Source organism: Streptomyces sp. UC4497 (assembly GCF_054871485.1).
Genome location: NZ_JBTYHB010000031.1, coordinates 43,914 through 60,562, shown reverse-complemented (window position 1 = coordinate 60,562; position 16,649 = coordinate 43,914). Strand labels below are relative to the sequence as shown.

Here is a 16,649-nt window from a genome sequence, read left to right as displayed (position 1 = left end):
GGTACGCCGCCCCGGCCGGGGTGCCGTAAGCGATCACGGCACCCCGGCCGGCAGGCCTCAGTACCCGCGGCGCGTGACGAACTCCGCCAGAGACAGCAGGCCGTCCGCCGCCTCCGGCACCGGGACCGCCTGCGACAACCGGTCCACCGCGCGGGACATGTGGTCCGCGGCCTGTGCCTGCGCCCAGTCCCGGCCACCGGCCCGCTCTACGGCCAGCGCGATCGCCTCCAGTTCCGCCACTCCTTCCTTCTTCGGTCCCGGCGGCCCGTACAGCGCCGCCAGTTCGGCCGCCGCCGCACCGCCGGAGGCGAGCGCGGCGACGACGGGCAGGGACTTCTTGCGTACGGCCAGGTCCGCGCAGGCCGGCTTGCCGGTGCGGACCGGGTCGCCCCAGATCCCGATCACGTCGTCGATCAGCTGGAACGCCAGTCCGGCACAGCGCCCGAACGCGTCGAGCGCCTCGACCTCCTCCTCGCCGGCCCCCGCGTACAGCCCGCCCACCGCGCAGGCGCAGCCGAGCAGCGCCCCGGTCTTGGCCTCCGCCATGGCCAGCGTCTCCGGCAGGGACACGTCCGCCGGGTCCCGCCCCTCCAGGGCGACGTCGACGGCCTGGCCCTCGCACAGCTCCACCACGCAGGCCGCGAGCCGGGCGGCCGCGGCCGAGGCCGCCGGGTGGCCCTCCTCGGCGAGCATGCGCTGCGCCTGGGCCTGTATCGCGTCGCCCGTGAGGATCGCGTCGGCGTCCCCGAACACGGTCCACGCGGTGGGCCGGTGCCTGCGGGTGGCGTCCCGGTCCATCACGTCGTCGTGCAGCAGCGTGAAGTTGTGGGTCAGCTCCACGGCGGCCGCCGCCCGCACCGCCCGCTCGGGCCGCCCGCCGAGGGCCCGCGCCGCCGCGAGCACGAGGGCGGGCCGCACGGCCTTCCCCGCGTTCCCCGTGGCGGGCGTGCCGTCGGCGTGCTCCCAACCGAAGTGGTAGCGGGCGACGCGACGCATCGACACCGGCAGGGCGTCCACCGCCCGCCGCAGCTCGGGGTCGACGGCGGTCCTGGCCTGCGCCAGGATCTCCGATGCCTCCTGCGCCTCGTACCCCTGTGCCGCGGCCGCCCCGGTCGCCTCTGCTGCCACGCGCGTCTGCTCTCTCACGGCCGGCTGTGTCATGGACTCACCCCCGAAAGGGTGCGGACGGTGGCGGTTCCGCGATGGGTGGGCGCGTACCCCCTCGGTGTACCCGCCCGGCCGGACGGGGACACGGCGAACGGGGCGCGGCTCGTCACCGCCACCTGCCGACCTCGACGTTCTCCAGCACCCCGAGCGCATCGGGCACCAGAACCGCCGCCGAGTAGTACGTCGTCACCAGGTACGAGATGATCGCCTGCTCGCTGATGCCCATGAACCGCACGGACAGGCTCGGCTCGATCTCGTCCGGGATGCCGGACTGGCGCAGCCCGATGACGCCCTGGTCCTCCTCTCCCGTACGCATGCAGATGATGGATGTGGTCCGCGCGTCCGAGACCGGGATCTTGTTGCACGGATAGATCGGCACACCGCGCCAGGTCGGGATGCGGTTCCCGCCGACGTCGATGCTCTCGGGGACCAGGCCGCGCTTGTTGAGCTCGCGGCCGAACGCGGCGATCGCCTTCGGGTGCGCGAGGAACAGCTTGGAGCCGCGCCGCCTGCTGAGCAGTTCGTCCATGTCGTCGGGGCTCGGCGCGCCGTCGTGCGGCTGCAGGCGCTGCTCGTACTCGCAGTTGCTGAGCAGGCCGAACTCCCGGTTGTTGATGAGTTCGTGCTCCTGGCGCTCCTTCAGCGCCTCGACGGTGAGCCGGAGCTGGTGCTCCGTCTGGTTCATGGGCTGGTTGTAGAGATCGGCCACGCGCGAGTGGATGCGCAGCACGGTCTGCGCGACGCTCAACTCGTACTCGCGCGGCGCGGATTCGTAGTCGACGAAGGTCCCGGGCAGGACCGCTTCCCCGACGTGACCGGCCGCGAGGTCGATCTGCTTCTCGCCGTACGCGTTGGCCCGCTGCTCGGGCAGTGAGCGCAGCTGCTGGAGGTGCTCGCGCAGCGATTCGGCGCGCTCGGCGACCTGCTCGAAGTCACCGCGCGGCAGCGTGAGCACGGTGCACGCGGTGGCCGCTCGCGCCGTGTACTCCCAGATGCTCTCCTCGTCGAGCAGCGCCTGGTCGCCGAAGTACGCGCCGTCGGCCAGCACTCCGAGCACCGCGTCGTCCCCGTAGGGACCGGTGCCGACCTTTTCGACGCGGCCGTGTGCGAGCAGGAACACCTCGTCGGCCCGGCTGCCGAACGAGGCGAGCAGCTCGCCGGCCGCGAACTCCCGCTGGGTGCAGCGCTGGGCGAGCTCGCCCAGTACGTCCTCGTCCTCGTAACCCCGCAGCGCGGGGAGCTCCCCCAACTCGGCGGGGATGACCCTGACGTCGTCCCCCGTCTTCACGAACGTGACGCGTCCGTCTCCCACCGAGTAGCTCAACCGTCGGTTGACCCGGTACGTGCCGCCCTTCACATCCACCCAGGGCAGCGTCCGCAGCAGCCAGCGGGAGCTGATCTCCTGCATCTGCGGTGCGGATTTGGTGGTCGTGGCCAGGTTCCGCGCCGCGGACGTACCCAGACTCTTCTGCGGTCCGGGGGTCTGCTCGCGGACCTCTTCGCCTACCGACATGTGCAATGCCCTCCCGATCATGAACTGACCTGCGCGGACAAGCTTTCAGCACGGAGAGCGATCGCACCATTACACAAATGAGCGGGAATGGATGGCGGACCGGCGGGGCATGGGGAGGACACTTTCGCCCCCCTCCCGGCTCATGTTCCGCGACCGGCCGGAACTCGAAGATCCCGGCGCGCGTTGGTCAGGAAACGGTAAAAACGAGAAGGGTGATCACCATGGCGGGATTCATGGACCGGGCCAAGGAGCAGGCGCAGCGCGGCCTGAGCCAGGGCAAGCAGAAGCTGGACGATGTGCAGGCGCAGCGTGCGGGCGGCGATCTGCTCAAGCGACTGGGCGCTGCGTACTACGCGGAGCGCAAGGGCACCGGCAGCCCGGAGGCCACGCAGCAGGCGCTGCAGGCCCTCGAGTCGCACATCGCGGTGAACGGGGACGGCGTCCTGCGCAGCTGAGCGAGCAGGCCGCCGACGCCGCGAACCTTGTGCACGTTATGCGAACTGTAGGTCGCTGAACGGCAGTTCCGGGTAAAAGCGAACCGTACGAGACGGTACGCAGTCGGCGGCCGTCGCTCCCGCGAAGGAGGCGGCCGTGGCCCCACCCATGTCCGCAAGCAGCTTCATCAAGGCTCTCAAGGACGAGGGCCTGACGGTGGTCGAGGTCGGCGACTGGCGGCACCACAACCGCAATCACATCGGCGACTGGGGCCCGTTGAACGGGGTGATGATCCACCACACCGCGACCTCCGGCAGCGCCAGTACGGTGCGCATCTGCCGCGACGGCCACGCGAACCTGCCGGGCCCGCTGTGCCACGGCGTCATCACGAAGGACGGCCGCGTGCACCTGGTCGGCTACGGCCGGGCGAACCACGCGGGCCTGGGTGACGACGACGTGCTGCGCGCGGTGATCGCCGAGAAGGCCCTGCCGCACGACAACGAGGCGAACACGGACGGCAACAGCCGCTTCTACGGCTTCGAGTGCGAGAACCTCGGCAACGGCGACGACCCCTGGCCCGCCGCCCAGTTGGAGGCCATCGAGAAAGCGGCCGCGGCGATCTGCCGCCACCACGGCTGGACCGAGCGCTCGGTCATCGGCCACCTGGAGTGGCAGCCCGGGAAGATCGACCCCAAGGGCTTCACGATGGCGTCGATGCGCAAGCGCATCGGGGACCGGCTCAAGTAGCGGCCCGTCGCCGCGCGGGCGGGGAACCGGCCAGGTGTCCGACAATGGCCGCGTGTCCCGCCCCACCGGCCCCGTCCTGCGCCCCCGCCTCCCGTCTCCCCTCGTGGAGGTCGACGACGAGCGCTTCGCGCGCCACGGCGTGCGTCTGCTGCTCAAGCGGGACGATCTGATCCACCCGGACCTGATCGGCAACAAGTGGCGCAAGCTCGCCCCGAACCTCGACGCGGCGGCGTCCCGGGGCCGCGCGATCGTCACCTTCGGAGGCGCGTACTCGAACCATCTGCGGGCCACGGCCGCGGCGGGCCGGCTCCTGGGCCTGCCCACCATCGGCGTCGTCCGCGGCCAGGAACTCGCCGACCGCCCGCTCAACCCGTCCCTGTCCCGCTGCGCGGCCGACGGGATGCGCCTGCACTTCGTCGACAGGTCGACGTACCGGCGCAAGACCGACCCCGACGTACTGGCCGGGCTCCTCGAAGCCGCCGGCGCCGAGGACGCGTACGTGGTGCCCGAGGGCGGCAGCAACCCCCTCGCCGTTCACGGCTGTACGGACCTCGGCCGGGAGCTGCGCGGTCACGCGGATGTCGTCGCGCTCGCCTGCGGCACGGGCGGCACCCTCGCGGGGCTCGCCGCCGGACTCTCCCCCGACCAGCGCGCCATGGGCGTCGCCGTCCTCAAGGGCGGGTTCCTGGAGGCCGAGGTGCACGCCCTTCAGGAGGCGGCGTTCGGCGGGCCGCGGGGCTCCTGGCGCGTGGAGGACCGGTTCCATTTCGGCGGCTACGCGCGCGTGCCCGAGGAACTCGCGGCGTTCGCCGAGGACTTCGAGAACCGCCACGGCCTGCCCGTTGAACGCCTGTATGTCGCCAAAGCGCTGTACGCACTTGTCGCCCTCACCCGGGAGGGCGCCTTCCCGCGCGGCACGACGCTCGCCGCGGTGATCACGGGCGCCCCCTTCGAAGGCGCTCAGTCGTCGATCTCCCGGTAGGCGGCGGCCTCCTCCAGGTCCAGCTTGCGCAGCAGCGTCCGCAGCATCTCGTCGTCGATCCGCCGCTCGTCCCGCATCCGTACGAAGACCTCGCGTTCGGCCGCGATCGCCTCCCGCGCGAGCCTGCGGTACGTGTCGTCGGCGGACTCGCCGGTCACCGGGTTGGGCTGCCCGAGCCGCTCCCACACGGAGTTGCGGCGGCGCTCAAGAACGGTGCGCAGACGGTCCTGGAGGGGTGTGGGCAGGCAGTTGCGCTCGTCCTGCATCAACTCGTCCACGCGCTCCTCCGCGGCCGTGGAGGCGGCGTTCTGCGCCTGGGCCTCGGCGAGCGTCTCGGCCTGCGTGTCCCGGCCCGGCAGCTTGAGGAGCTTGATGAGCGGCGGCAGCGTGAGCCCCTGGACGACGAGTGTGCCGATGACCGTCGTGAAGGTCAGGAAGAGCACCAGGTTGCGCGAGGGGAACGGCTCCCCGTCCTCCGTGACCAGCGGGATGGAGAACGCGATGGCCAGCGACACCACGCCCCGCATGCCGGCCCAGCTCACGATCAGCGGCCGCTTCCAGTCGGTGTCGCTCTCGCGCGCGCGGATGCGCGACGACATCCACAACGGCAGATAGGTGGCCGGATACGACCACACGAAGCGGATCACGACCACGAAGACGAACACCCCGACCGCGTACCAGATCGCCTGCCACACGCTGTACTCGCCGAGCCCTTCGAGGACGAAGCGCAGCTGGAGGCCGATGAGCGCGAAGACGGCGGACTCCAGGATGAACGCGACGACCTTCCACACCGCGGTCTCCTGGAGCCGTGTCTCGAAATCGACCTGCCAGGAGCGGTGCCCCAGGTAGAGCGCGACGGTCACCACGGCGAGCACCCCGGAGGCGCCCACCTGTTCCGCGACCGCGTACGCGAGGAAGGGGATCAGCAGCGAGAGCGTGTTCTGCAGCAGCGCTTCCTTGAGGTGCGTGCGCAACCAGTGCAGCGGCACCATCAGCAGCAGCCCCACACCGACTCCGCCGACGGCCGCCACCAGGAACTCCTGGATCCCGCCCGCCCAGCTTGCACCCTCGCCCACCGCCGCGGCGAGCGCCACCTTGTAGGCGGTGATCGCGGTCGCGTCGTTCACGAGGGACTCGCCCTGGAGGATCGTCGTGAGCCGCGAGGGCAGCCCCACCCGCCGGGCGATCGCCGTGGCGGCCACCGCGTCCGGTGGCGCGATCACCGCCCCCAGGACGAGCGCGGCGGTCAGCGGCAGATCCGGGATCAGCTCGTACGCCAGCCAGCCCACGGCGAGCGTGGCGAACAGGACGTAGCCCACGGAGAGCAGCGCGACGGGCCTGATGTTCGCCCTCAGGTCGAGGTACGAGCTCTCCAGGGCGGCGGTGTGCAGCAGCGGGGGCAGGATCAGCGGCAGCACCACGTGCGGGTCGAGCACGTACTCCGGGACCCACGGCACGTAGGACGCGATCAGGCCGATGGCGACCAGGAGGAGCGGTGCCGGGACCGGCGTCCTGCGCGCCGCTCCCGCCACAGCCGCGCTCGCGGCGACCAGACCCACCAGAGGCAATACGTCCATGACCCGCCTTCCACCGCCCTGCTCCGCACCGCCCGACGTAACCTGGCCATCATGAACGAGTGCTCGCACGTCGCCGCGCTGCCGCACCCCGAGCCCGCACCCCTGAGCGAGACCTGCTTGGAGTGTCTGGCCGTCGGCAGTCACCCTGTGCAACTACGCCTGTGTCTGGTCTGCGGCCACGTCGGGTGCTGCGACTCGTCCCCGTACAAGCACGCGACGCTCCACCACACCGAGACCGGCCATCCGGTGATGCGCACCTTCGAGCCTGGTGAGAGCTGGCGTTGGTGCTTTGTCGACTCGATTCTGGTCTGACCCGGCGGTTGCCCGGCCCCTCCGGGGTTCGACGCACTGACGCTTGGGTACGTCAAACCGGCGCCCGCTCTTTCCAATTGAGCCCGCACACCCTCTAGCCACTGTCCGTACCCGTAGGCTTACTATGAGTGACAGCAATGGGCCGGGGGTCCCCGGGACAGGAAAGTCGGGCGCGCGGTAGCGTCACCGCAGATATAAGTGGCGCATCACCCGGGGGACGAAGCCTCCGGAGCCCGAAAGTGCTTGTACCACCTTGGAGGTGAGGGTGTCCCAGATCGCAGGCGACCCCGGTAATCAGGACTTCGTGGAAGTCCGACTCCCGGCTGCGGGTGCCTACCTGTCGGTGCTGCGTACGGCGACGGCCGGCCTCGCAGCGCGTTTGGACTTCACCCTCGACGAGATCGAGGACCTGCGCATCGCTGTCGACGAGGCCTGCGCGATCCTGCTTCAGCAGGCCGTCGCGGGGTCCGTGCTCAGCTGCGTGTTCCGGCTGGTCGACGACTCCTTGGAGGTGACGGTCTCCGCGCCGACGACCGACGGCCGGGCCCCGGAGCGCGACACCTTCGCGTGGACGGTGTTGTCGGCCCTCGCGGGCCAGGTCGACTCCACGGTGGCCGAGGACAAGACCGTCTCCATCAGCCTCTACAAGAAGCGCGGCGCGGGCCCCGGCCCGACGTGAGGAACGGGGACGGTCCGGTGCGGGACGACAAGCGCGGCACACGGGATCTCAATCTCCCGGCCGAGGGCACGGACGGGATGCAGCGGCCGACCACCGGCATCCCCGAGCAGCAGGCCCTGCCGCACCCGGAGGACACGGCGGACCCGGCGGCCGACGCGGCACAGCAGGCAGCGCCGACTCCGGGGGCCGTACTTCGCGGGGGCTCAGGGGGATCGGACGCGCGACGGGCGGGATTGATGAGCGACCACGAGCGACACGGTGAGCGGCACGACCGGCACGATCCGCGGGACCGCAGCGGTGCCCGGGCGATGTTCATCGAGCTGCGCGCCCTGAAGGACGGCAGCCCGGAGTACGCGGAGCTGCGCAACAAGCTCGTGCGCATGCATCTGCCCCTGGTCGAGCACCTGGCGCGCCGCTTCCGCAATCGCGGCGAGCCCCTGGACGACCTCACCCAGGTCGCGACGATCGGCCTGATCAAGTCGGTCGACCGTTTCGACCCCGACCGCGGCGTGGAGTTCTCCACGTACGCGACGCCGACGGTCGTCGGCGAGATCAAACGGCACTTCCGCGACAAGGGCTGGGCCGTGCGCGTGCCGCGCCGCCTCCAGGAGCTGCGCCTGGCCCTGACGACGGCGACCGCGGAGCTCTCCCAGGTGAACGGGCGCTCCCCCACGGTCCATGAGCTGGCCGAGAAGCTGGCCATCTCCGAGGAGGAGGTCCTGGAGGGCCTGGAGTCGGCCAACGCGTACTCCACGCTGTCCCTGGACGTCCCGGACACGGACGACGAGTCCCCGGCGGTCGCGGACACGCTGGGGTCCGAGGACGAGGCGCTGGAGGGCGTCGAGTACCGCGAGTCCCTCAAGCCGCTCCTGGAGGACCTGCCGCCGCGCGAGAAGCGCATTCTGCTGCTGCGTTTCTTCGGGAACATGACGCAGTCGCAGATCGCCCAGGAGGTCGGCATCTCCCAGATGCACGTCTCGCGCCTGCTGGCCCGCACGCTGGCCCAGCTCCGGGACCGGCTCCTCGTCGAGGAGTGACCCCCGTACGCACACGAGAAGGCGCCCCCTGCGGATTCGCTGGGGGCGCCTTCTCGTGTGCGATCTTGCGAGCTACTGGGAGGACCCCGGCGTACGGATGCCCAACGCGCGCGTGGTCTCTTGGTTGACGAGCAGCACCAGTGCGGCGATCGACACGGCGGCGAGCGCGATGCCGCCCCCGATGGCCATGCTGTCGGCCTGCAACAGCGTGTAGGCGACCGGCAGCGCCATGATCTGCGTGATGATCGCGGGGCCGCGGCTCCAGCGCTTGCGGGCGAGCAGTCCGCGCGCGGCGAACAGCGGCAGCAGCGCGAGAACGATGAGCGTGACTCCGCCGGTGGCGGCCTGCTCCGGGTTGTCGGGGTGCCCGGCCAGGCCGGCGACCAGCATGTAGGCACCGCCCACGACGAGCGCGAGGCCTTCGAGTCCGGCCAGGGCCGCGGCGGCGGTCAGTCGACCGGGGCGGGGGCCGTCTTCTGCGTCGGTCTCGGGGGCGGGGTTCTGCTCTGAGGTCACCTTTGCAGCGTAGCCGCCTGCCGACGCCGCCCCGAAGCCCGGACCCCACGCGGAATCTGTGGGGAGCGTCACCCGACGAGCACCTCGGTCTGGGCCCGATCAAGGGCGCTGGGTACGCTGCCTTGCATGCGTGCACTTCTCGTGGTCAATCCGGCGGCAACCACCACCAGCGCGCGCACGCGTGATGTCCTGATCCACGCCTTGGCGAGCGAGATGAAGCTCGAGGCCGTGACCACCGAGTATCGGGGCCACGCGCGCGACCTCGGCCGGCAGGCCGCGGAGAGCAAGGACATCGAGCTGGTCGTCGCTCTCGGTGGCGACGGCACGGTCAACGAGGTCGTGAACGGGCTGCTGCACAGCGGCCCCGACCTCGACCGGCTGCCCGGCCTCGCCGTCGTCCCGGGCGGCTCCACGAACGTGTTCGCGCGCGCCCTCGGCCTGCCGAACCACCCCGTGGAGGCCACAGGACAGCTCCTGGACGCCCTGCGCGAGGGCCGTCGGCGCACGGTGGGCCTCGGCCTCGCCTCGGGCACCCCCGGCACGGAGGACGAGGCTGTGCCGGCCCGCTGGTTCACGTTCGCCTCGGGCCTCGGCTTCGACGCGGGCGTGGTGGGCCGGGTGGAGCAGCAGCGGGAGCGCGGCAAGCGTTCGACGCATGCCCTGTACGTGCGACAGGTCGTGCGCCAGTTTCTCGGGGAGGCCGACCGCCGGCACGGCACGATCACGCTCGAACGGCCGGGCGAGGATCCGGTCACCGATCTCGTCGTCTCCATAGTCAGCAACACATCACCGTGGTCCTTCCTGGGTAACCGGCCGCTGTACCCGACGCCCCAGGCGTCCTTCGACACCGGCCTTGACGTGCTGGGACTCAAGAAACTCTCCACTCCCGCGGTGGCCCGTTACGGCACCCAGCTGCTCGCCTCCACACCCGAGCGCGGACCGCACGGCAAGAACGCGGTTACGCTCCACGACCTGACGGACTTCACCTTGCATTCGAAGGCTCCCCTGCCCCTTCAGATGGACGGTGACCACCTGGGGCTACGGACCAGCGTGACGTTCACAGGCGTACGCCGTGCACTGCGTGTGATTGTGTGAGTGGAAGGGACTAAAGTCCTTCATCTCGAACGTTTGGGCCAGCATCCACCCCATGGAAGTACGGCTGTGACCTAGCCGACACCGAGGAATCAAAAAAAACTTTCCAGAAGGGGTTGTATCCGCCGCCGAGGTTTGCGAATCTCTACATGGCGCTCGGGACGGCCCGAAACATCGGCCCCACAGAGAGCCCGAATCCCCTCCCCAAAGAAACGGACATCCGTCGCAGATGTGACGTTCGTCGGTTCACTTGTTGAGGGTTTCGTGAAAGCGTTCACATTCACAAGCAACCTGCACGTAATACCAAGGAGAGGTAGCAGCCATGGACTGGCGTCACAACGCCGTTTGCCGCGAAGAAGACCCCGAGCTCTTCTTCCCCATCGGCAACACTGGTCCTGCGCTGCTGCAGATCGAGGAAGCCAAGGCCGTCTGCCGCCGCTGCCCCGTCATGGAGCAGTGCCTGCAGTGGGCGCTCGAGTCCGGCCAGGACTCCGGCGTCTGGGGTGGCCTCAGCGAGGACGAGCGCCGCGCGATGAAGCGCCGCGCCGCTCGCAACCGGGCCCGTCAGGCCTCCGCCTGATCCCGCACCCCCCACGAGCCTGAGCCCGGCGGCGCGTACATCGAGTACGCATCTCCCGCCCCCGAGCCGCAGCGCGCAGTACCCCCGATGCTCCCCAGGCTCAGCCCGGGACACAGCCCGGGCAACGAGACGACAGTGAGCCCCGGACCGTTCAACGGTCCGGGGCTCACTGCTGTGTTCGGGCCGCCGCGTACGGGCCGCGGCCGACCGATCGGCTATTTGCTGCTGCGTACGGGAATGTCGAGGATGACCTGCGTGCCGCGCTCCGGTGCGGGCACCATGTCGAACGTTCCGCCCAACTCGCCCTCCACCAACGTGCGTACGATCTGCAGGCCCAGGTTCCCCGCGCGCTTCGGGTCGAAGTTCTCGGGCAGACCGACGCCGTCGTCCTGGACGGTGACCAGGAGTCGGGCCTCCTTGCTGGTGCCGCCGCGCACGGCCGAGACCTCGACGCTGCCGGTGTCGCCCTGCCGGAAGCCGTGCTCCAGCGCGTTCTGCAGCACCTCGGTGAGGACCATGGACAGCGGGGTCGCCACCTCGGCGTCCAGGATGCCGAAGCGACCGGTGCGCCTGCCCACCACCTGACCCGGTGAGATCTCCGCCACCATGGCGAGCACCCGGTCCGCGATCTCGTCGAACTCCACGCGCTCGTCCAGGTTCTGGGAGAGCGTCTCGTGCACGATCGCGATGGAACCGACCCGGCGGACCGCTTCCTCCAGGGCCTCGCGCCCCCGGTCGGACTCGATGCGGCGGGCCTGGAGGCGAAGCAGCGCGGCGACCGTCTGGAGGTTGTTCTTCACCCGGTGGTGGATCTCCCGGATGGTCGCGTCCTTGGTGATCAACTCGCGTTCGCGGCGGCGCAGTTCGGTGACGTCGCGCAGGAGGACCAGCGAGCCGATGCGGGTGCCCTTGGGGCTGAGCGGGATCGCGCGCAGCTGGATCGAGCCCTCCTCCCCCTCGACATCGAACTCGCGCGGCGCCCAGCCGCTGGCCACCTTGGCGAGCGCCTCGTCCACCGGGCCGCGGGACGGCGCGAGTTCTGCCGTCGTCGTACCGAGGTGGTGGCCGACCAGATCGGCCTGGAAGCCCAACCGGTGGTACGCGGACAGGGCGTTGGGCGAGGCGTACTGGACCACGCCGTCCGCGTCGAGCCGGATCAGGCCGTCGCCCGCGCGCGGGGAGGCGTCCATGTCGACCTGCTGGTCGGGGAACGGGAAGGTGCCGGCCGCGATCATCTGCGCGAGGTCGGAGGCCGACTGCAGATAGGTCAGCTCCAGGCGCGAGGGCGTCCGGACGGTCAGCAGGTTGGTGTTGCGCGCGATGACGCCGAGGACCCGGCCCTCCCTGCGTACGGGGATGGACTCCACCCGCACCGGGACCTCCTCGCGCCACTCGGGGTCGCCCTCGCGCACGATGCGGCCCTCGTCGAGCGCGACGTCCAGCATGGGGCGGCGGCCGCGCGGGACCAGGTGGCCGACCATGTCGTCCTGGTAGGACGTGGGCCCGGTGTTGGGCCGCATCTGGGCCACGGAGACGTATCGCGTGCCGTCGTGGGTGGGAACCCACAGGACGAGGTCGGCGAAGGAGAGGTCGGAGAGCAACTGCCACTCCGAGACCAGCAGGTGGAGCCACTCGAGATCGGAGTCACCGAGGGCGGTGTGCTGGCGTACGAGATCGTTCATGGAGGGCACGAGCCGAGCTTAACCGCCGGGCGGCGGGGCTCCGAAAGGAGCGAGGAGCCACCGGGCCTCGAAAGACCGACGGGCCGCGGCGCCGGGGGTCGGGACCCTCAGCCCTTCCCCTAGCACCGCAGCCCTTCAGGTGCACCGGCTTCCAGGTGTGCGGTCCCGGCTGCCAGTCGAGGATCCGACGCGGTCAGGGCAGAGAGCGTCGGGTCCTCTGTCCGTCCTCCTGTGCGGGGAGGGCGGAAGCTACAGTTACGCATTGTGGACTAGACCATTCTCCCATGTCTATGCGTCGGCAGAGGTTTGTTCTCGTCTGTTTCTCCGACGATCGCGCCCACCCCCACGTCCACTTCCCCACGTCCACTTCAACGTCCGTACCCCTGCACGAGTGCCGGGCCCGTCCGGTTCATTCGCGGGTCATCGCGTCTCCGTCACCTTCGCGAGGGCGCGCGGGGCGTCGGGGTCCTGACCACGGGCGATGGTCACCTCGTACGCGAGAAGTTGGAGCGGGAGGATTTCGAGCACCGGCTGCACCTCCTCCGCCACCCCGGCGGTCGGCAGGACGAAGCCGGCGGAGGCGCGGGACACCTGGGCCTCGGGGCCGACCACCATCAGATCGGCCCCGCGCCCGCGGAGCCGGTCGAGGACCGGTTGCAGGGCGTCACCGCCCCGGCCGTCGGTGACCACGGCGATCACCGGGGAGACGTTGTCGACCATGGCGAGCGGGCCGTGCAGCAGATCGGCGCCGGAGTACGCGAGGGCGGCGATGTAGCTGGTCTCCATCAGCTTGAGGGCCGCTTCCTTGGCGGTCGGATAGCCGTAGCCGCGCGAGGTGATCACCATGCGTCCGGCGAAGCGGTAGCGGGCGGCCAGGGTGCGGACCTCGTCCTGGCGCGCGAGGACCTGGTCGGCGTGGTCGGGCAGCACGGCGGCGGCCGCTCCGTCGCCCCCGCGCAGGCCCTCCACGAAGAGGTACAGGGCGAGCAGCGAGGCGGTGTACGTCTTCGTCGCGGGCAGCGCCTTCTCCGGTCCCGCCATGATGTCGATGTGGTGCTCGGAGACGGCGGCCAGCGGGGAGTCCGGGTTGTTGGTCACGGCGAGGGTGATCGCGCCGGCCTCGCGGGCGGCCTTCGTGGAGGCGACCAGGTCGGGTGAGCCGCCGGACTGGCTGACCGTGATGACCAGTACGTCGCGCAGATCGGGGCGGGCGCCGTAGGCCGTCGTGGTGGACATGGAGGCGAGGCCGCAGGGCAGGCCGAGCCGGATCTCCAGGAGGTACTTGGCGTAGAGCGCGGCGTGGTCGGAGGTGCCGCGGGCGGTGAGCAGGACGAAGCGGGGGGCGCGGTCGGCGACCCGGCGGGCCACGTCCTGGATGCGCGGGGCGCCGGTGGCGAGGAGACGCCGGAGCACGTCGGGCTGCTCGTGCATCTCCCGCGTCATGATCCGACCGGGGCGCTCCGGGTCGGACGGAGTGGCGTTCATACGGGCACCTCCGGTGGGGCGACGGGGGCCGGGGCCGGGCCGCGTCGGCTCCGGCACCTTCCACTGTGGCCGGTGGGGGCCCGCGCCGCCCACCGGACGCTTCGAGGTGCCGAGCCACAGCGCAGCGCGGAGCATGGACGAAGAGGTGTGGTGAAGGGCCTGACCGGCGGGGTCGCGCTCTGTTAGATTGGTCTATACCACATGTCATCCCGTCTCCTCTGACCAGAACGGCAGGCCCAGCGTGGAAGTTGTGATCGTTCCGGACGCCAAGGCAGGTGGCGAGCTCATCGCCGAGGCCATGGCCCAGCTGCTGCGGCGCAAGCCCGACGCGCTGCTCGGTGTGGCCACCGGCTCGACTCCGCTGCCCATCTACGAGGCGTTGGCGGCCCAGGTGCGCGCCGGTGCGGTCGATGCGTCGAAGGCGCGGATCGCCCAGCTCGACGAGTACGTGGGGCTGCCGACCGGGCATCCCGAGTCGTACCGGGCGACGGTGCTGCGGCAGGTCGTCGAGCCGCTCGGACTCGGCGAGTCCGCGTTCATGGGGCCCGACGGCAGCGCCGACGACGTGCAGGCCGCGTGCGAGGCGTACGACCGTGCGCTGGTCGAGGCCGGGGGTGTGGATCTGCAGCTGCTGGGGATCGGCACGGACGGGCACATCGGGTTCAACGAGCCGTGTTCCTCGCTCGCCTCGCGGACCCGGATCAAGACGCTGACCGAGCAGACGATCGCGGACAACGCGCGGTTCTTCGACGGGGATCTGAGCCAGGTGCCGCGGCATGTGATCACGCAGGGCATCGGGACGATCCTGGAGGCGCGGCACCTGGTGCTGCTGGCCACGGGTGAGGGCAAGGCGGATGCGGTGGCCGCGACCGTCGAGGGGCCGGTCGCCTCCGTGGTGCCGGCGTCGGCGCTCCAGCTGCACCCGCACGCCACCGTGGTGGTGGACGAGGCCGCCGCGTCGAAGCTGAAGCTCGCGGACTACTTCCGCCACACGTACGCCAACAAGCCGGAGTGGCAGGGACTGTAGGCCTGCGGCCCGCACGCATAACGGTGCCGGTCACCCCGAGTGGGGGTGACCGGCACCGTTGCGTGTGCGGGGGGCATGAGCGGCGGCGGGGTGGACGCCTACCGAGGGCGCTGCCCGCGCCGGGGTGCCGCCTTGCCCACCCTGCCGCCCCAGGCGGCAGATTGCCCAAGGCGGGGGCGGCACCCGTCGGACCGACGCCCCTGGAGGGGGCGGGTGGGTGGGAGATGGGCGGGGGCACGGCCATTGCCTGCGGGTGGGCATTTCCAGCCCCGCCGGCGTTTGAGGCGCGGGGTCCGGGGCGGAGCCCCGAGGCGTGGGCCGCCCGGGGCCTCAAGCCCCCGTGATCGCCTCCGCTGCCGCGACCCCGCATACCCTTGCCGCGCCGTGCGTAGCGATGTGCAGGGCCCCGCGCGGCGCCGCCTGGGGGACGCCCATTTCCACGACGATCGTGTCCGGGCGGGCGGACAGCAGGGCGTCCAGGGCCCCGGACATCCACAGGTGGCGGTGCTCGTCGCGGACCACCGCCACCACTCGCCGCTCCCCCGCGGCGGCAAGAGCGGCGCGGCCGGCGTCGGAGCCGGTGTAGGAACCGGTCGTCGTACCGGGCAGCAGGCGTTCGAGTTCGGCGGCGACGCCCCACGGGGTCTCGTCGCCGACCGCGATGTTGGCGACGGGCGTGAAGGCGGCCACGTGCACGGGGCCGGAGACCGGTGCCCCGTCTCCCCCACGCGTCACCGTGACCGCACGGCGCGCCGCGTCGAGCCCCACATCGGGGTTGCCCTCCGGGGCCCCGGTGCGGGCCGACGCCGTCGCCCACTTCGACAGGGCACGCACCCGCGCCGCCGCGTCCGCGAGGCGTTCCTCCGGGAGGTCACCGGAGCGCACCGCGCCCACCAGCGCGTCGCGCAGCCGCAGCACCGTGTCGTCGTCGGCGAGCCCGCCGCCCACGCAGATCGCGTCGGCGCCCGCGGCGATGGCGAGGACGCTGCCGCGCTCGATGCCGTACGTACCGGAGATGGCCTTCATCTCCATGCCGTCCGTGACGATCAGGCCCTCGTAGCCGAACTCCTCGCGCAGCAGGCCCGTGAGGATCCGACGCGACAACGTTGCCGGGTACTCGGGGTCCAGCGCGGGCACCAGGATGTGCGCGCTCATCACGGCCCGCGAGCCCGCCGCGATCGCCGCCCGGAACGGCGCGAGGTCACGGGAGCGCAGCACGTCCAGGTCGACGTCGATGCGCGGCACGTCGTGGTGCGAGTCGACCGCCGTGTCCCCGTGACCCGGGAAGTGCTTCGTACAGGCGGCGACGCCCGAGGCTTGCAGGCCCTCGACGTACGCGGCGGTGTGCCGGGCCACGAGACCGGGGTCCGCGCCGAAGGACCGTACGCCGATCACCGGGTTGTCCGGGTTGGCGTTGACGTCCGCGGAGGGCGCCCAGTTGAGGTTGACCCCGCACTCGGCGAGGCGGCGCCCGAGCTCGGCGGCCACCGCGCGGGTCAGCTCCGCGTCGTCGACCGCGCCGAGCGCGTGGTTGCCCGGGAAGGACGAACCGGTGCGCACTTCGAGGCGGGTGACGTCACCGCCCTCCTCGTCGATGGCGACCAGGACGTCATCGCGCTCGGACCGCAATTGGGCGGTGAGGGCGGCCAGTTGATCGGGGGTGGCGATATTGCGTCCGAACAGCCCGACCGACGCCAGGCCCTCGCCGAGCCGGCGCAGCAGCCAGTCGGGCGCGGACGTGCCGGTGAACCCGGGCTGGAGGACGGTCAGGGCGTCGCGGGTCAAAGTGTCGGTACCACGTGTCAGTGTCGTCATCGT

At 71.2% G+C, this 16,649-nt stretch carries 16 protein-coding genes; 9 read left to right on the top strand and 7 right to left on the bottom strand.

Annotated features, from left to right (window positions below; all coding sequences use genetic code 11):
- Nucleotides 1–57: 57 nt before the first annotated feature.
- The gene (locus ACYSUO_RS32015; RefSeq protein WP_461779704.1) at nt 58–1,161 is read right to left on the bottom strand and encodes a family 2 encapsulin nanocompartment cargo protein polyprenyl transferase; all 1,104 of its coding nucleotides are present in this window, start codon (nt 1,159–1,161) and stop codon (nt 58–60) included.
- Between the two features lie 112 nt (nt 1,162–1,273).
- Nucleotides 1,274–2,680, bottom strand: coding sequence for a family 2B encapsulin nanocompartment shell protein (locus ACYSUO_RS32010; RefSeq protein WP_461779703.1), 1,407 nt, complete (start codon nt 2,678–2,680; stop codon nt 1,274–1,276).
- A gap of 221 nt (nt 2,681–2,901) precedes the next feature.
- Here ACYSUO_RS32010 and ACYSUO_RS32005 point away from each other — a divergent pair, with 221 nt between their 5' ends.
- From ACYSUO_RS32005 to ACYSUO_RS31995, 3 genes are all read left to right on the top strand, one after another.
- Entirely contained in the window at nt 2,902–3,135 is a 234-nt protein-coding gene (locus ACYSUO_RS32005; RefSeq protein ID WP_461779702.1) for a hypothetical protein, read from the top strand.
- Between the two features lie 136 nt (nt 3,136–3,271).
- Complete coding sequence (locus ACYSUO_RS32000; RefSeq protein ID WP_327661643.1) at nt 3,272–3,862, top strand: N-acetylmuramoyl-L-alanine amidase; 591 nt, start codon at nt 3,272–3,274, stop codon at nt 3,860–3,862.
- Nucleotides 3,863–3,914: 52 nt separating this feature from the next.
- Nucleotides 3,915–4,844 carry a 1-aminocyclopropane-1-carboxylate deaminase/D-cysteine desulfhydrase gene (locus tag ACYSUO_RS31995; RefSeq protein WP_461779701.1) on the top strand — a complete coding sequence of 310 codons (930 nt, stop codon included), beginning with the start codon at nt 3,915–3,917 and terminating at the stop codon, nt 4,842–4,844.
- Here ACYSUO_RS31995 and ACYSUO_RS31990 read toward each other — a convergent pair.
- Nucleotides 4,823–6,421, bottom strand: a complete 1,599-nt coding sequence (locus ACYSUO_RS31990; protein WP_461779700.1) for a Na+/H+ antiporter — start codon at nt 6,419–6,421, stop codon at nt 4,823–4,825. The genes ACYSUO_RS31995 and ACYSUO_RS31990 overlap by 22 nt on opposite strands.
- Before the next feature lie 51 nt (nt 6,422–6,472).
- On the opposite strand from ACYSUO_RS31990, the gene ACYSUO_RS31985 reads away from it, so the two are divergent.
- The 3 genes from ACYSUO_RS31985 to ACYSUO_RS31975 all read left to right on the top strand — a co-directional run bounded on the left by ACYSUO_RS31985 (nt 6,473) and on the right by ACYSUO_RS31975 (nt 8,449).
- Nucleotides 6,473–6,733, top strand: a complete 261-nt coding sequence (locus tag ACYSUO_RS31985; RefSeq protein WP_461779699.1) for a UBP-type zinc finger domain-containing protein — start codon at nt 6,473–6,475, stop codon at nt 6,731–6,733.
- A 265-nt stretch (nt 6,734–6,998) separates the two neighbouring features.
- The gene (locus tag ACYSUO_RS31980) at nt 6,999–7,412 is read left to right on the top strand and encodes an ATP-binding protein (protein WP_266713954.1); all 414 of its coding nucleotides are present in this window, start codon (nt 6,999–7,001) and stop codon (nt 7,410–7,412) included.
- A complete protein-coding gene (locus ACYSUO_RS31975; protein WP_461779698.1) occupies nt 7,409–8,449 on the top strand; it encodes an RNA polymerase sigma factor SigF in 1,041 nt (346 codons plus the stop codon). The genes ACYSUO_RS31980 and ACYSUO_RS31975 overlap by 4 nt, the downstream gene beginning before the upstream one ends.
- Nucleotides 8,450–8,521: 72 nt before the next feature.
- Here ACYSUO_RS31975 and ACYSUO_RS31970 read toward each other — a convergent pair whose 3' ends face one another.
- Entirely contained in the window at nt 8,522–8,965 is a 444-nt protein-coding gene (locus ACYSUO_RS31970; RefSeq protein WP_266713950.1) for a hypothetical protein, read from the bottom strand.
- 126 nt (nt 8,966–9,091) lie between these two features.
- On the opposite strand from ACYSUO_RS31970, the gene ACYSUO_RS31965 reads away from it, so the two are divergent.
- The gene (locus ACYSUO_RS31965; protein ID WP_461779697.1) at nt 9,092–10,060 is read left to right on the top strand and encodes a diacylglycerol/lipid kinase family protein; all 969 of its coding nucleotides are present in this window, start codon (nt 9,092–9,094) and stop codon (nt 10,058–10,060) included.
- A gap of 319 nt (nt 10,061–10,379) precedes the next feature.
- The gene (locus ACYSUO_RS31960; protein ID WP_016639615.1) at nt 10,380–10,637 is read left to right on the top strand and encodes a WhiB family transcriptional regulator; all 258 of its coding nucleotides are present in this window, start codon (nt 10,380–10,382) and stop codon (nt 10,635–10,637) included.
- 215 nt (nt 10,638–10,852) lie between these two features.
- Here ACYSUO_RS31960 and ACYSUO_RS31955 read toward each other — a convergent pair whose 3' ends face one another.
- Together ACYSUO_RS31955 and ACYSUO_RS31950 are read right to left on the bottom strand one after the other, a co-directional pair.
- On the bottom strand, nt 10,853–12,319 hold the full coding sequence (locus ACYSUO_RS31955) for a sensor histidine kinase (RefSeq protein ID WP_461779732.1): 1,467 nt from the start codon (nt 12,317–12,319) through the stop codon (nt 10,853–10,855).
- Between the two features lie 420 nt (nt 12,320–12,739).
- Nucleotides 12,740–13,804, bottom strand: coding sequence for an SIS domain-containing protein (locus ACYSUO_RS31950; protein WP_461779696.1), 1,065 nt, complete (start codon nt 13,802–13,804; stop codon nt 12,740–12,742).
- A 241-nt stretch (nt 13,805–14,045) separates the two neighbouring features.
- Here ACYSUO_RS31950 and nagB point away from each other — a divergent pair, with 241 nt between their 5' ends.
- Nucleotides 14,046–14,831, top strand: coding sequence for a glucosamine-6-phosphate deaminase (gene nagB, locus ACYSUO_RS31945; protein WP_426901121.1), 786 nt, complete (start codon nt 14,046–14,048; stop codon nt 14,829–14,831).
- A 330-nt stretch (nt 14,832–15,161) separates the two neighbouring features.
- On the opposite strand, the gene ACYSUO_RS31940 is transcribed toward nagB, so the two are convergent.
- Nucleotides 15,162–16,646 (bottom strand): glycoside hydrolase family 3 protein, encoded by a 1,485-nt coding sequence (locus ACYSUO_RS31940; protein ID WP_461779695.1) that lies wholly within the window; start codon nt 16,644–16,646, stop codon nt 15,162–15,164.
- Nucleotides 16,647–16,649: the final 3 nt, after the last annotated feature.

What these genes read in the sequence shown, in the direction of transcription:
- ACYSUO_RS32015 (WP_461779704.1), bottom strand. Translation starts at nt 1,161, where the DNA reads ATGACACAGCCGGCCGTGAGAGAGCAGACGCGCGTGGCAGCAGAGGCG.
- ACYSUO_RS32010 (WP_461779703.1), bottom strand. Translation starts at nt 2,680, where the DNA reads ATGTCGGTAGGCGAAGAGGTCCGCGAGCAGACCCCCGGACCGCAGAAG.
- ACYSUO_RS32005 (WP_461779702.1), top strand. Translation starts at nt 2,902, where the DNA reads ATGGCGGGATTCATGGACCGGGCCAAGGAGCAGGCGCAGCGCGGCCTG.
- ACYSUO_RS31990 (WP_461779700.1), bottom strand. Translation starts at nt 6,421, where the DNA reads ATGGACGTATTGCCTCTGGTGGGTCTGGTCGCCGCGAGCGCGGCTGTG.
- ACYSUO_RS31985 (WP_461779699.1), top strand. Translation starts at nt 6,473, where the DNA reads ATGAACGAGTGCTCGCACGTCGCCGCGCTGCCGCACCCCGAGCCCGCA.
- ACYSUO_RS31965 (WP_461779697.1), top strand. Translation starts at nt 9,092, where the DNA reads ATGCGTGCACTTCTCGTGGTCAATCCGGCGGCAACCACCACCAGCGCG.
- ACYSUO_RS31960 (WP_016639615.1), top strand. Translation starts at nt 10,380, where the DNA reads ATGGACTGGCGTCACAACGCCGTTTGCCGCGAAGAAGACCCCGAGCTC.
- ACYSUO_RS31955 (WP_461779732.1), bottom strand. Translation starts at nt 12,319, where the DNA reads ATGAACGATCTCGTACGCCAGCACACCGCCCTCGGTGACTCCGATCTC.
- ACYSUO_RS31950 (WP_461779696.1), bottom strand. Translation starts at nt 13,804, where the DNA reads ATGAACGCCACTCCGTCCGACCCGGAGCGCCCCGGTCGGATCATGACG.
- ACYSUO_RS31940 (WP_461779695.1), bottom strand. Translation starts at nt 16,646, where the DNA reads ATGACGACACTGACACGTGGTACCGACACTTTGACCCGCGACGCCCTG.